Raw genomic sequence first — 14574 nt, 5'->3', positions numbered from 1 at the left:
CGTCCCGGGGGCGCCGGGGGCGCGGGTCACCCTGCCGGTTCGTGCCACGGACACCTGGTGTCCGTGGCACGAACCGGGGGCTCCGGTCGTCACCGCGCCGTGTGCGGCGCGGGCCGCCGCCCGTCGGCGCCGCCGCCGCGGTGACGGATCAGGGGTACGCGACCACGGTCGACGGGACGGTCGACGTGCCGGAGGTCGGCGCCCCGAGATCGTTGATGACGTGCTCGTACTGCCCCTGGCCGCCCAGCGAGACCACCAGCAGGCCGTGGAACTTCACCCCCGGTGCGTCCGGGGCGGCGAAGCCGTGGTGCTGGACGATCGTCGGATCGACGTTGTAGTAGCAGTAGCTGCCCAGACCCCAGCCCTCGTGCGTGGTGACCCCGGCGCCGACCTTGTAGGCGGCGTACCCCTTCACCGACCCGTTCTGGATCGCCGCCTGGTTCGGCGCGTCGTAGGCCTTCTCGTTCTGGAAGAAGATCGTGCGGCCGCGCTGGCCGTTCCACTGCACGTCGTACTTGTTGAAGTGCTCCACGAACAGCCCCGTGGCCAGCACGTCGTGGCCGTTGACGACGACGCCGTAGTCGGCGCGGTTGGTCTCCCAGCCGACGCCCTCGCCGTGGTCGGCGCGCCAGACCCAGGTGTGGTCGACGATCGTGTGACGGCTGTTGATCACCATGCTGGTGGTGGCCTTGCCGGCGCCCGCCCCGCCGATCCGGACGAAGACGTCCTGGACGGTGGTGGGGTTGGCGGAGTGGTCGCGCGAGGCGCCCCGCGGACCGACTTCCAGCAGGACCGGGGAGTTGACCGGTCCGGCGTCGACGAGGAAGCCCGCCAGCCGGACGCCGTCGACGTCGGCCACCTTCAGCGCGCTGACGCCGTTGTCCGGGATCAGGGTGGCGTAGCCGAGGCCCAGCACGACGGTGTCGGCGCGGTTCACCTGGACCGGCCGGTCCAGGTGGTAGATCCCGGGCGTCAGCAGGAGGTTCAGGCCTTGGGCGAGCGCCTGGTTGAGCGTGGCGGCGGAGACGCCCGGCTTGGCGACGTAGAACCGCGAGAGGGGCAGTGAGCTGCCGCGCGGTGTGCCGCTGCCCCAGGAGACCCCGCGCGCGTCGGTGCGCTTGGCGGGCAGGAAGACGCGGAAGGCCCCGCCCTTGTCGACGTACAGGAACGGCTTCTCACGCGAGACCGGGGTCGTGGCGAGCGTGGTGTACGGCGGGTCGGGGAAGCTCTGGGCGGGGGCGCCCTCGACCCCCGAGAACACCATGTTCCACACGCCGTTGAGCCAGCTGCCGATCGCGCTGTCCCGGGTGTACCACTGCTGCTGCGAGTACGGGCCGATCTCGCCCTCGACACGGCTGTCGGCGATGTAGCCTCCGCTCGCCCAACCGTAGCCGGACGGGGCGAGGTTGAGGCCGCCGCGGACGTGCATCCGGCGGAAGGGGGCGGCCTGGGCGACCGCCCACCGGTTGGTGCCGCTGACCGGGACGAGCGCGAGGTTCTCCGCCGAACGCCAGAAGTTCTGCGTGGCGTTGCCGCCGAACCAGCCCGCGTCGACGGTCACGTCCCCGTTGATGGTCGTGTCGTCGGGGGAGAGGCCGAGCCCGGCGATCGAGGTGTAGAAGCCGAGTTGGGCGTTGAGGCCGTGGTAGGTGCCGGGACGGAACAGCAACGCGTAGCGTCCGGGGCCGAACTGGGCCGACTCCTGCTGCCGGAACACGGTGTCCAGCCGGGCCTGGATGTCAGGGGTCGACGGGTCGAAGACGAGGACGTTCGGGCCGAGGTCGCCACCGCCGGGAAGGGCGCGCGCACGTTTTGCGCGCGGGGCGGCGGAGGCCGGAGCGGTGGAGAGTCCGGCGAGGGCGGGGGTTGCCGCGGCCGTGGCGGCTGCCGCGAGGACTGCTCTGCGGCGCACGGCGGGCGTCTCCGGGGGCGGAGTGTGGGGCATGGGCGGCTCTCCTCGGTCCAGGCCGCTCCGGGGGAACGGCTGATTTAAGGAAGTGAACGGTCGCTGAGGTGAGAGCGCTCTCTCAGCGCTGAATGCTTCAACTACCCGAACAGGTGCGTCAAGTGGTGGGACCGGAGTTCCCCGGACTGTGCCGCACCTCTTGACGTGGCCCGCTTCCGAGGTTTAACTCACGTCCTAAATTAAGTCCTGATGACACCGGGAGCCGACCCATGCGCACCATCCGAGCCGCGGCCACAGGCGCCGTCGTCATGTCACTCGCCCTCGCGGCCACGGCTTGTGGCGGCGGCACCTCGACAGACGGCGAAGGCTCCAACGACTCGCCGAAGACCCTGACGTACTGGGCCTCGAACCAGGGCGCGAGCATCGAGGTGGACAAGAAGGTCCTCCAGCCCGAACTCGACAAGTTCGAGAAGCAGACCGGGATCAAGGTGAAGCTCGAGGTCGTCCCCTGGTCGGACCTGCTCAACCGGATCCTCACGGCGACCACGTCCGGCCAGGGCCCCGACGTCCTCAACATCGGCAACACCTGGTCGGCCTCGCTCCAGGCCACGGGCGCGCTGCTGCCCTGGGACGAGGCGAACTTCGCGAAGATCGGCGGCAGAGACCGCTTCGTCGAGTCCGCGCTCGGCTCGACCGGGGCGCAGGGCAAGGACCCGGCCGCGGTGCCGCTCTACTCGATGGCCTACGCGCTCTACTACAACAAGCAGATCTTCGCCGACGCCGGCATAGCCCAGCCCCCGGCCACATGGGCCGAGCTGGTGGCCGACGGCAAGAAGATCCAGGCGAAGGGCAAGCAGGTCCTGGGCGCCGAGGGCGCGAACGTCTCGGAGAACGTCCATCACGTCTTCGTCTTCGCCAAGCAGCACGGCGCCGACTTCTTCACCGCCGACGGAAAGCCCGACTTCACGTCCGACGGCGCGGTCACGGCGGTCAAGCAGTACGTCGACCTGATGGCCAAGGACAAGGCCATTCCGCAGGGCAACGCCGAGTACGCGCAGAACCAGTCCGTGAGCGACTTCGCCAAGGGCAAGACCGCGATGCTGCTGTGGCAGTCCGCGTCCGCCAACCTCAAGTCCCAGGGCATGAGCGAGGACACGTACGGCATCGCCCCGGTGCCCGTGCAGTCCGGCGCCCCCGGCACCGGCGCCCAGGTCAACTCGATGGTCGCGGGCATCAACCTGGCGGTCTTCAAGAACACCGACAACCTCGACGGCGCCACGGAGTTCGTGAAGTTCATGACGGGCGACGAGGAGCAGAAGGTCCTCAACAAGGCCTACAGCACCATCCCGCCCGTCGCCTCCGCCCAGTCGGACGCCGGGTTCAACTCCGCCGCGAACGCCGTCCTGAAGGACACCCTCGCCAAGAGCGCCGCCGCGCTGCCGCAGGTCGCCGACGAGTCGCAGTTCGAGACGGCGATCGGCACGGCCGTCAAGGAGCTGTTCGCCGACGCGGCCGCCGGCCGCCCGGTGACCACCGAGTCGGTGAAGGCCAAGCTCGCCAAGGCCCAGCAGCAGATGCCCGCGAAGTGAGCCGGATGACCACCACCGTCGAGGTCGAGAAGCCTCGCACAGACCCCGGATCCGGCCGGGCCCCGGGCCCGCGTCCCGGCCGGATCCGCCGCATCGGACTGCCCTACCTGCTGCTCCTGCCCGCTCTCGTCCTCGAACTGCTCGTGCACCTCGTGCCGATGGTGATCGGCATCGTGATGAGCTTCAAGGAGCTCACGCAGTTCTACATCCGCGACTGGGGCACCGCTCCGTGGTCGGGCTTCGACAACTACCGGGTGTCGGTGGACTTCGACGCCCCCGTAGGCGAGGCCCTGCTGCACTCCTTCCTCGTCACCGTCGGCTTCACCCTGCTCTCGGTGGGCCTGTGCTGGCTCATCGGCACCGCGGCGGCGATCTTCATGCAGGACGCCTTCCGGGGCCGGGGGCTGCTGCGGGCGCTCTTCCTGATCCCGTACGCCCTGCCGGTCTACGCGGCCGTGATCACCTGGGTCTTCATGTTCCAGCACGACAACGGCCTGGTGAACCATGTCCTGCACGACCAGCTGCACCTCACCGACAAGCCGTCCTTCTGGCTGATCGGCGACAACAGTTTCTACGCGTTGCTGACCGTGTCGGTGTGGAAGGGCTGGCCGTTCGCCTTCCTCATCGTGATGGCCGGCCTGCAGAACATCCCCGGTGAGCTGTACGAGGCGGCCGCACTGGACGGCGCGGGCATCTGGCAGCAGATCCGCCGGATCACCCTGCCGTCCCTGGGGCCGGTCAACCAGGTCCTGGTCCTCGTCCTGTTCCTGTGGACGTTCAACGACTTCAACACACCGTTCGTCCTGTTCGGCAGGGCCGCCCCGGAGGCCGCGGACCTCATCTCCGTCCACATCTACCAAGCCTCCTTCGTGACCTGGAACTTCGGCACGGGCTCGGCGATGTCGGTCCTGCTGCTGCTCTTCCTGCTGGCCGTGACGGGCGTCTACCTGGCCGTCACCTCGCGCGGGCGGAGGGCTTCCCATGCGCGCTAGTTCCCCCATGGCACCACCGCGGTCGTTCCTGTGGTCCCGGCGGATCTTCCTCACCGTGCTCACCGGATTCGTGCTGCTGCCGGTCTACGTGATGGTCTCCAGCTCCCTGAAGCCCCTCGCGGACGTCACGGGGAAGTTCCGCTGGCTGCCCAGCGGCCTGACGATCCGCCCGTACATCGACATCTGGTCCACGGTCCCGCTGGCCAGGTACTTCGTGAACTCGCTGGTCGTGGCGGGCGCGGCGACCGTCTGCTCCGTGGTGATCGCCGTGTTCAGCGCCTATGCGGTGAGCCGTTACGACTTCCGTGGGAAACGGGTTTTCACCGTCACCGTGCTGTCGACGCAGATGTTCCCCGGGATCCTCTTCCTCCTCCCGCTGTTCCTGCTCTACGTCAACATCGGCAACGCCACCGGCATCGCGCTGTTCGGCTCGCGCGGCGGCCTGATCCTGACCTATCTGACCTTCTCCCTGCCCTTCTCCATCTGGATGCTGATCGGCTACTTCGACTCGGTGCCGCGCGACCTCGACGAGGCGGCGCTGGTGGACGGCTGCGGCCCGCTCGGCGCGCTCTTCCGGATCGTCGTGCCGGCCGCGATCCCCGGCATCGTGGCGGTCGCCGTCTACGCCTTCATGACCGCCTGGGGCGAGGTCCTGTTCGCCTCCGTCATGACCAACGACACCACCCGCACGCTCGCCGTCGGACTCCAGGGCTACTCCACCCTCAACGACGTCTACTGGAACCAGATCATGGCCGCCTCGCTGGTCGTCAGCGTGCCGGTGGTGGCCGGCTTCCTGCTGCTCCAGCGCTATCTCGTCGCCGGACTGACGGCCGGAGCCGTGAAGTGAGCAACCACCCCGATTCCGAGAGGACTTCAGTGACCATCGACTTTGCCGCCCTGCCCCGGGACTTCCTGTGGGGAACCGCCACCTCGGCGTACCAGATCGAGGGCGCCGTGGCGGAGGACGGCCGTTCGCCGTCGATCTGGGACACCTTCTCGCACACTCCCGGAAAGATCGCGGGCGACGACCACGGCGACGTCGCCTGCGACCACTACCACCGCTGGCGCGACGACATCGGCCTGATGCGTCAACTCGGCGCCAACGCCTATCGTTTGTCGATCGCGTGGCCCCGGGTGATGCCGGGCGGCGACGGTCCCGCGAACCCCGAGGGTCTGGGCTTCTACGACCGGTTGATCGACGGTCTGCTGGAGGCGGGCATCACCCCGTCCGTCACCCTCTACCACTGGGACCTTCCGCAGGTGCTCCAGGACCGCGGCGGCTGGCCCGAGCGGGAGACCGCGGAGCACTTCGCCGCCTACGCGTCGGTGGTGGCCGAGCGGCTGGGCGACCGCGTCACCCACTGGGCCACCCTGAACGAACCCCTGTGCTCGGCCTGGATCGGCCACCTCGAAGGCACGATGGCCCCCGGCCTGACGGACCTGACGGCGGCGGTCCGCGCCTCCTACCACCTGCTCCTCGGGCACGGACTCGCCGTCCAGGCCATCCGGGCGGCGGTCCCGCGCGCCGAGATCGGCATCGTCAACAACCTCTCCACCGTCCACCCCGCCACCGACCGTCCCGAGGACGTGGCCGCCGCCCACCGCATGGACGGTCACACCAACCGCTGGTGGCTCGACCCGGTGCACGGCCGGGGCTTCCCGGCCGACATGCGCGAGGTGTACGGAGTCGAACTCCCGGAGCAGCCGGGTGACCTGGCGACGATCGCCGCTCCGCTGGACTGGCTGGGCCTGAACTACTACTTCCCGGCCACGGTGAGCGACGACCCCGACGGGCCCGCCCCGCACGCCCGTTCCGTCCGCCGGGGCGGCGTCCCGCGCACCGGCATGGACTGGGAGGTCGACCCGAGCGGCATCGAGACCCTGCTGCTGCGCCTCACCGACGAGTACGGCGCGCGACGGCTGTACGTCACGGAGAACGGTTCCGCCTACCCCGACGTCGTCCGCCCGGACGGCACCGTCGACGACCCCGAACGCCAGGCCTACCTGACGGGTCACCTCGCCGCCTGCGCCTCCGCCGCCCGCAAGGGCGCTCCGCTGGCCGGCTACTTCGCCTGGTCCCTGCTGGACAACTTCGAGTGGGCGTACGGCTACGACAAGCGCTTCGGCCTGGTCCACGTCGACTACCGCACCCAGGCCCGCACGATCAAGGGCACGGGACGGCACTACGCGGAGATCATCCGCAGCCACCGGGAAGGGGCGGTGCAAGCGGCCTAGGCTCGATGCCTCGTGGTCGGGTCAGGTCGCGGTCCGCTGGTGGGCCGCCACCAGCCGGACCGCGCGGCCGGTCCGCGACCGCGTGCGGCAGTTTCACCCCGGCGTGGCCGCCGTGTTCTGTCCCGCTGGCGGCCACAGACAGCCGCCGATATCAACCCGGCGCGCTCACCACCAGAAAGGTGCACCTGTTCATGCAGCGGATACGACGTCAGCACGCGCATCCCTGCAGTTCAGGAGCACCCTTCTTCACCTCTGCAGCAGAGGAGCTCGGGGGCTGTCTCCACGGGGCCGCGGGACGCCTGGTGGCCTGCTGAACACCTGAGATCGACTGGCTCAGGGCAGTCTCGAGGCCTATCCGGCATCGCTGGTCACGGCTTCGGATCCAGTCGACTCCGTGGAGCTCGGGCCAGTGCTGTTCTTCTTCTCGCCCGCCTCGAGTGGGGCGTGGCACCGCCGTTGAAGCTCCTCGCGTTCAACGTCCGGGATCGCCATCGACTCGGCAAGCACGGCGGCGAGCGCGCCCACTTGGGTGTTGTCCATGTCAGCGGGGAAGAGCCACCGAATGTTCTCGTCGCGCGTGATGAGGTCGATCGCCAAACGCGCGCTTCTGTCCTGTGTGGTCGTTGCTCGGACGTATCGCACTTGGTCGATCGGGATGTTCTGACGGATCTCGGCTTGCTCGAGGAATGCGTTCGTCTTGGCCGTGATGATGCGGCGATCCGTGACGGCGACCAGTGTCCTGGCCGCGGCCTTGTCCCTTGCTGCCGCCAACTTCTCCTTCGCTCCGCCGACGATCGCCGAGAGGGGACCGAGGGCATCGAGCTGGTCGGGGAAGCCGAGGACACGCAGAGCCTCACCGTCCTCGAAGAACCATCGCAGGATGCGAAGATGCGGCTCGAGATCCAGCGACTCGGGTGCGCAGACGACGCCCGGAGCCTCGAGCGGAGGGGTCGGCGGATGGAGAGCATCGGCAAGAGGCCCGATCGCCTCCAGAAGGCGGGCGGAGATTTCGCGGGCTGCCTTTACGTCCTTCCGCTTCCCCGGCAGCGGCCACGCGTCGGGTCCGGGAAGCTCGGCCGTGATCCGCAGCTCCCGCGTCAGCGCGTCGACGAGACTCGTCGACTCGGCGAGAGCGGAGTCGAACTCCGCGCGGGTGTCACGCGCAATGACCTCGGCGTACTGCGCCTCCGCGGCGTCTTCGCGTCCAGCGGCTCTCGCCCTCGCGGCGCGCAGCGCGTGATACCCGGTCCATGCCTTGAGGGAGGACAGCAGGGCGTTGGCGTCGAAGGCGATCGCCTCGGCGTTCGCCTGCAGATACTCACGGTGGCTGCGCACGTCGACGCGACCGATCTGCCTGACGTGGTCGCGGACGTTGCCCTGGTAGAGCTCAAGCTGCTTCTGCAGCAGCGCTCCACTGCCCGCGACGTCCTCCCACAAGGACGTCGGGACCGATTCGATCTCTCGCGCTTGGCCGACCGCGCGATCGATGACGGCGACGAGCCCCGTCAGTTCGGCCCACTGATCCTTGCGGATGGAGCTGAGGACCTGGTTCGTCACCGCGAGGTTGGTCCTGACGAGGCCTGAGACCTCACTCAGCATCATCTGAAGGGCGACCATGGCCAGCGCCGGCCCGATCGAGGCCGCGGTCTGCGCCTTGCTCACCGTGTTCACGGAGTAGAGGCGGACCTGACGCACGATGCGGCCAGGAACCATCACCGCTCCGAGGTTCCCGCCATCCTTGACGGCGAGCGTCGCGCCGCTGTTCAGCAGGGCTCGTGACGTGGCGTCGATCCTGTAGAGCCCCTGCACGCCGGCGAACGCGTTTCCGAGATTTCCGACCACGGTCGCCGCGTTCCCGATCGAGGCGAGGATCGCTGAGATCTGCTTGCGGTCGACAGCCGGCACGATCCCGAAGTCGATCAGGTCGGGCTTCAGCTCCGGCGGGACCTCACCGGCGACGACAGCCACCCCTGGAAGCACCTCCACCAGGACCGTCGACGCCGTCGTCGAGTCGATATCCGAGTTGGACGTCGGATCGTCCACAACAGGTGAATCGGCGGTAATGCTCCGGCCGTTCTCCTCAGGCTCGGCGGTCTCCGTCGAGTCCGAAGGGTCCTGCATGCGATCTCCTCCCCGCGAGGGCGCGCAACGTTCAGACGTCGTCGGCGCTCACTGCTGGAGTCTACGGCTCGACGCCGTGCACCACGTCCGCATGAACGTCACGGTCGGGCAGGCTTCGTTCGAGGCGGACGTGCTGAGCGTGGCGTCGATGCCGATGACGCCCTTCGTGATCCGCCTCGCCGTAACCGTCCGCGGCGAGCCCTCCGCCTCAGACGCCCGCCTCGGTCAGGAACGGGCTGGGCTCACCGGACCAGGACACGTACAGGCTGTCACGGGCTCTCGTGCAGGCGACGAACAGCAAGCAGCGTTCCGACATCATGTCCTCCTCGTGCTGCTTGGGGTCCACGTCAGCAGGAGTGACCGCCTTCGAGAAGGGCACAGCATCCTCACTGACGCCGACCACGGCGACGCAGCGGAACTCGAGCCCCTTGAACGAGTGCATGGTCCCGACCCGGACGGCTTCCGCGTCGGCCGAGGCTCCGACGGCCCGCAGCGGCGCGGCGGGGATGCCGGCGTCCTTCAGACGGGCCACCGCCTTCGCGCACGTCTTGTTGAAGCGGGTGCTGACCCCGATCTCCCCGGCGCCCACGCCCGCGTCCTTCCACGCCCGCACCTGGGCGACGAGCGCGTCCAGTTCGGCGTCCTCGGTCGCCGCCGCGTGCACGACGGGCCCGTCGCCGTGCAGGGCGGAACGGTAGCCGAGCAGCGTGTCGGTGCGGTTCGCGTCCTCCAGCTCGGCGATCGGGCGGCCGACGAGCAGGGCGGTGGACCAGCGCAGGATCTCCTGCGTGCTGCGGTAGTTCTTGCGCAGCTTCACCGACCGCCCGGTCACCTTGATGCCGAGCGACTTCAGCGAGACCTTCGCGTCGTAGATGCGCTGATGCGGGTCGCCCGCGATGAACAGGTCGTCCGGGCGGGCGGGAGCGGCCGCGCGCAGGAGACGCCACTGCGCCGGGTGCAGGTCCTGCGCCTCGTCCACCACCACGTGCCGGTACAGCGGGCCTTTCTCCTCCAGCAGCCGGGCCGCCTCCGCGCATGTCTGGAGCCAGGTGCGGGCCCCGTCCGCGGCCAGGTCGGCCGTGAACCGCTCGACGGTCTCCCACACCAGGGGCCGCTCGGACGCCACCAGCCGGCTCCCGCGGCCGCGCCGGTCCGCCGCCTCGTACGCGGCCAGGGTCCTGATGCCCTGGGCCAGGATGACGTGCCGGTACTCCTGGGCGAGGAACTGCGCGCTGCCGGTAAAGCCCGTGGCCTTGGCGGCCTTGCCCCAGCGGCTCTCCTCCTCGTTGTGCATCAGCGGCCGCAGGGCAACCGCATTCGGAGCCTCGGCTACGACACGGTTCGCGAAGCCGTCCACCGTCGAGATGTCCACCCGCGCGCGCAGCTCCGGGTCTTCCAGCAGGGACTCCAGGCTGGAGCGGAGGGCGTCGACGAGCGCGTTGGTGTACGTCGTGAGCAGGATGCGGTCCCCGTCGCGCAGGTGCCCGAGCAGGTGCCTGACCCGGTGCAGGGCCACCACCGTCTTGCCGGTGCCCGGTCCGCCGGTGACCTGGGCGGGCCCCGAGTAGGACGCCCGGTAGGCGACCTTGCGCTGCGAGGGGTGGAGGAACACCCGCCAGGCCGCGAAGGGCTTCTCGAGGATGTCCCGCAGCTCCTCGGAGGCCGTGACCAGCGCGATGCGCGCCCGGCTGTGCCGGATCGCCGTCTCGTAGTCCTGGGTGTCCACCGGCTGCGACGACGCCTGGAGGGCCGGCGCGACGATGTCCTGCCAGACCTCCTCGACCGTGCAGCCCTCCGCGAGGTACTGGAGCACCTCCCGCTGGTCCTGGGGCAGCAGCGGCGCGAAGATCTCCAGCTGCTCCTTGTCGACGAGCGAGCGGGCCTGCCGCAGCGTCTCGGCGTCGATGCCGAGGGCGGCCAGGTCGCCGTCGGAGAACTTCGCGAACAGCCGCTCCTTCGGCGAGGTCTGCGCCACCCGTTCGTACGCCGGCGTCAGCTCGTCCAGGGTCGCCGCGTCCCGGATCTCGACCGCCCGCGTCACCTCGTTGATGCTGGACTTCTGCTTCTTCGCCCAGGCGATCGCCTTGTCGTGCTGCATGACCCGCAGCAGGACGAAGGTGTCCCCGGAGGGCGGCGCGAGGACGACACCGCGCCAGAACTGGTCGATGCGGATCGTCCGGATCTGCTTGTCCTGCGCGTGCGTCAGGCTCTCCAGCTTCAGCCCCGGATCCCTGAAGAGCTGGTCGAGGGTGAGCCGGCTGAACTTCTCCCAGGCGTCCAGCACGCCCTTCCTGACCGGGGGCTGGAGCTTGGGGAGTTCGGCGAAGAACGCGATGTCGAAGGCGAGCTGCGGCATGGGCGGATCCTAAGGGCCGGGCGGGCTGCGTTGATGAGGAAGGCCAGGTCAGTTAGGGGAGCCGGCCGGGCCGTCGTCGAGATCCAGACGGATCACCGCCAGGGTCTCGGCCACCTCGGCGGTCAGTTCGTCGCCCGGGCCGAGGACCATGCACAGGTCGGAGTGCAGCGGGTCCAGGACGTGAAATGCGTCCGCCGTCCGGCCCTGCGCGAGCAGCAGCATGCCGATGTCCCGGCGCAGTTCCACGGCGTCCTCGCTCATGTCGCCGCCGATGGCCCGCACCAGCTCCAGGACGTCCTGCAGACCGGCCAACGCCTCGGTCACCTGGCCGAGTTCGCCCCGGCAGCGGGCCGCCTGCGCCCGGCTGTCGAGAGCGGACTCGCTGGATGGGCCGCTGATCCTGCCGTAGGCCTCGGCGAGCGCCTCGAACTCGGGCAGCGCCGCCCGGTAGTCGCCCGCCAGTTGCCAGCTGAAGGCCCGCCGCCTGCGCAGCCCGAGCACCACCTTGTTCTCGGAGCCCAGGGAGCGCGCCGCCGACTCGATCAGCTCGCCGACCACCTCCGCGGCCTGCGAGTACCGCTCCTCCTCCATGAGAGCGGCGTAGTGGGCGTGCACCTCCCGCACCTGGTCGCGCAGCGCTTCGGGAAGCGGCGCGGGCGCGACGGCGCCCGGCGCCTGCGCCGAGCCGGTGCGGGCGGTCGCTCCCGCGCCGGCCCGCGCGCGGGGCGCGTACGGGCGGCGGAAGATCCCGGTCGGGTCCGGAGCACCGGCGGGCCCGGCCTCCTCCGCCAGGGACGGCTCACCGGGCGCGGGCAGGAAGGGCCGCAGCCGCTCGTACACCTCCTGCACGTCCCCGGGGCGCGCTTCGGGAGCCTTGCGCAGCAGGTGCAGGACCAGGTCCTCCAGCGCGGACGGCACGTCGGCGCGCAGCTGCCGCAGGGGCGTGGGCGCCGCCTGGACGTGCTGCGTCATCAGCTGCCACTCACTGTCCCCGCTGAACAGCGTCCGCCCGCACAGCAGCTCGTGCAGGACGCACCCGAGGGCGTACAGGTCGGTGTGCGGTGTGACCCGCGCGCCGCGCACCTGCTCCGGCGCCATGTACTGGTACGTGCCGATGGGACTGCCGGTCGCGGTCAGCTTGGTGACGTCCGAGCGCAGGATGGCGGCGATGCCGAAGTCCAGGACCTTCACCGTCCCGTCCCGCGCGACGAGGATGTTGCCCGGCTTCAGGTCCCGGTGCACCACCGGCACGTCGTGCGCGTACGACAGCACGGTCGCCACCTGCGCCGCCACGGCCACCGCCCAGCTGACGGGCAGGAGGCGCTCCGGATGGATGTAGGCGGGCAGCGGCACCCCGTCCACCAGCTCCATGACGAGGTACAGCTGCTCGTACGTCTCGTCGAGCACCGCGTCGTACACCTGCGGAACGCCCGGGTGCTGGATCCGCGCCGTGATCCGCGCCTCCCGCCGGAACCGCTTCTCGAACTCCTCCGCCAGGTGCGGTGACGTCACCGACTGGGGCCGGATGCGTTTCACGGCGACGGGCCGGTCCAGCACGGCGTCATAGCCGCGCCACACGTCCCCCATGCCGCCGTGGCCGAACTGTTCGAGCAGCTCGTACCGCCCGGCGATCGGTTCTTCCGGCACCCGTCCCCCGCCCCCCGTGAGCGTCCGCTGTGGTCAGGGGGTCAGTTTCGCGCCTGCGGGATTCCCGAGTCCAGCCGGGCTACCGGTTCCCGCCAGGCACGACGCATTCCGCCCACACCGTCTTGCCGGGCCCGTCCACGCGGGGCGTGCAGCCCCAGCGGTCGGCGAGCGCCTCGACGAGGAGCAGGCCGCGCCCGCCGTCGTCCGGTGCGGTGGCGCGGATCCGGGGGAGGCGTTCGCCGCGGGTGTCGCTGACCTCGATCCGTACGGTGCCGGTGGCCGGGGCCGCGCCGAGCAGGACGTGGAAGTCCCGTCCGGCGACGTGCCCGTGCAGTACGGCGTTCGCGCACAGCTCCGCCACGACGAGGACGAGGGCGTCGTGCGCGGCACTGCCGTACGGGATCCCCCAGGCGTCGAGCCGGTGCCCGCACATTCGTCGGGCGAGGCGCGCGCCGCGCGGGGTGGAGCTGAAGCGCATGGCGAACCGGTGCGTCGTGAGGGGTGGTTGTGTTGCGGTCATGTACTCACGGTGGCCTCTCGTGGCGTAGCGTGACCAGTGGTGACGCGCTGACTCCGGCCCTTCGTACGGGGCCGGATCGTGCGCTGTACGTGGCGGTACGCGGGGGAGAGGCGGCAGGACGGTGACCATGCGGGACGAGGAAGACGGACAGCGGCAGCAGCGGCCGGAGGACGACCCGGGGAGCGGCGTCGTGACCGCGTTCGGGCGGCAGTTGAAGCTGCTGCGGATGCGGGCCGGGCTGGAGCGCGCCGAGTTCGGCAGCCGGGTCGGGTACGCGGCGGACACGGTGGCGTCGATCGAGCAGGGGCGGCGGATCCCGCAGGCCCGGTTCATCGACCGCGCGGACGAAGTGCTGAACGCCGGGGGCGTGTTGAGGGCCCTGAAGGAAGAAGTGGGGCGGGCTCAGTATCCGGCGTTCTTCCGGGACGCGGCGGGGCTGGAGGCAAAGGCTGCGGCCCTGAACCTGTATGCGGTGTATGCCGTGCCGGGGTTGCTTCAGTCGCAGGAGTACGCCCGAGCGGTATTCCAGATGCAGCGGCCACTGCTCGAAGACGCGGTGATCGAGCAGCGCTTGGAAGCGAGGCTGGCCCGTCAGGAAATCTTCAACCGGCGTCCGGCACCATTGATGAGCTTCGTGATCGAAGAGGCGGTACTACGGAGGCCGATCGGCGGTCGCAAGATCATGCAGGGGGCGCTGGAACATATCCTTCTCACCGGCCATTCCCGGAACGTTGAGGTGCAGGTGATGCCCTTCGGACGGGAGGACCATGCCGCACTGGGTGGCCCGTTCACGCTGATCGACACCAACAAGGGGGAGCGCATCGCGTACGCGGAGATTCAGGACGACAGCCGCCTGTACACCGATCCTGCGTACGTACGGACGCTCGAAGCCCGCTATGGCATCCTCCGATCACAGGCCCTGACGCCGAGCGAGTCTTCGGCGTTCATCGAGCAACTGATGGGAGAGGCATGAGCGTGCAGCGCATCAAGGCGGCTGTACCCGAAGCCGCTTGGTTCAAGAGCAGCTACAGCACAGGGAACGGCGGCGAGTGCCTCGAGGTCGCCGCAGCTTCACGAACCGTGCTGGTGCGGGATTCGAAGCAGGTCGAGGGATCGGTGCTCGCCGTCGGCGTTGACGCCTGGGCCGGGTTCGTGCGGCTGGCCGTCGGCCGCTGAGGGACGTACGACGTTCGGGGCCCGGCACGACG

The 14574-nt window shown here is 69.8% G+C and carries 11 protein-coding genes; 6 read left to right on the top strand and 5 right to left on the bottom strand.

Going from position 1 to position 14574, the window contains the following annotated elements:
• Nucleotides 1-148 precede the first annotated feature (148 nt).
• Nucleotides 149-1945: a coagulation factor 5/8 type domain-containing protein gene (locus tag J2X68_RS14605; RefSeq protein ID WP_310432946.1), complete on the bottom strand. Its 1797-nt coding sequence runs from the start codon at nt 1943-1945 to the stop codon at nt 149-151.
• 230 nt (nt 1946-2175) lie between these two features.
• Here J2X68_RS14605 and J2X68_RS14600 point away from each other — a divergent pair, with 230 nt between their 5' ends.
• From J2X68_RS14600 to J2X68_RS14585, 4 genes are read left to right on the top strand one after another with little or no spacing between them, the layout of a single operon-like run.
• The gene (locus J2X68_RS14600; protein WP_310432945.1) at nt 2176-3495 is read left to right on the top strand and encodes a sugar ABC transporter substrate-binding protein; all 1320 of its coding nucleotides are present in this window, start codon (nt 2176-2178) and stop codon (nt 3493-3495) included.
• A 5-nt stretch (nt 3496-3500) separates the two neighbouring features.
• Complete coding sequence (locus J2X68_RS14595) at nt 3501-4487, top strand: sugar ABC transporter permease (RefSeq protein WP_310432944.1); 987 nt, start codon at nt 3501-3503, stop codon at nt 4485-4487.
• Between the two features lie 7 nt (nt 4488-4494).
• Complete coding sequence (locus J2X68_RS14590) at nt 4495-5334, top strand: carbohydrate ABC transporter permease (protein ID WP_057601676.1); 840 nt, start codon at nt 4495-4497, stop codon at nt 5332-5334.
• Between the two features lie 29 nt (nt 5335-5363).
• Nucleotides 5364-6722, top strand: coding sequence for a GH1 family beta-glucosidase (locus J2X68_RS14585; RefSeq protein ID WP_310432943.1), 1359 nt, complete (start codon nt 5364-5366; stop codon nt 6720-6722).
• 351 nt (nt 6723-7073) lie between these two features.
• Here the strand turns inward: J2X68_RS14585 and J2X68_RS14580 are convergent, their stop codons facing one another.
• From J2X68_RS14580 to J2X68_RS14565, 4 genes are all read right to left on the bottom strand, one after another.
• Nucleotides 7074-8843 carry a hypothetical protein gene (locus tag J2X68_RS14580; RefSeq protein ID WP_310432942.1) on the bottom strand — a complete coding sequence of 590 codons (1770 nt, stop codon included), beginning with the start codon at nt 8841-8843 and terminating at the stop codon, nt 7074-7076.
• Nucleotides 8844-9051: 208 nt separating this feature from the next.
• The gene (locus tag J2X68_RS14575; RefSeq protein ID WP_310432941.1) at nt 9052-11199 is read right to left on the bottom strand and encodes a UvrD-helicase domain-containing protein; all 2148 of its coding nucleotides are present in this window, start codon (nt 11197-11199) and stop codon (nt 9052-9054) included.
• Between the two features lie 48 nt (nt 11200-11247).
• Nucleotides 11248-12846: a serine/threonine-protein kinase gene (locus J2X68_RS14570; protein WP_310432940.1), complete on the bottom strand. Its 1599-nt coding sequence runs from the start codon at nt 12844-12846 to the stop codon at nt 11248-11250.
• A 79-nt stretch (nt 12847-12925) separates the two neighbouring features.
• Nucleotides 12926-13366, bottom strand: a complete 441-nt coding sequence (locus J2X68_RS14565; RefSeq protein WP_310432939.1) for an ATP-binding protein — start codon at nt 13364-13366, stop codon at nt 12926-12928.
• Between the two features lie 127 nt (nt 13367-13493).
• Here J2X68_RS14565 and J2X68_RS14560 point away from each other — a divergent pair, with 127 nt between their 5' ends.
• Both J2X68_RS14560 and J2X68_RS14555 read left to right on the top strand, forming a co-directional pair.
• Nucleotides 13494-14339: a helix-turn-helix transcriptional regulator gene (locus tag J2X68_RS14560; RefSeq protein ID WP_310432938.1), complete on the top strand. Its 846-nt coding sequence runs from the start codon at nt 13494-13496 to the stop codon at nt 14337-14339.
• The gene (locus J2X68_RS14555) at nt 14336-14542 is read left to right on the top strand and encodes a DUF397 domain-containing protein (RefSeq protein WP_310432937.1); all 207 of its coding nucleotides are present in this window, start codon (nt 14336-14338) and stop codon (nt 14540-14542) included. The genes J2X68_RS14560 and J2X68_RS14555 overlap by 4 nt, the downstream gene beginning before the upstream one ends.
• The last annotated feature ends 32 nt before the right edge of the window (nt 14543-14574 follow it).

The sequence above is a fragment of the Streptomyces sp. 3330 genome, assembly GCF_031456635.1.
Taxonomy (GTDB): domain Bacteria; phylum Actinomycetota; class Actinomycetes; order Streptomycetales; family Streptomycetaceae; genus Streptomyces.
The sequence above is the reverse complement of the archived record's forward strand: the minus strand, read 5'-3'. Positions and strand labels throughout refer to the sequence as shown.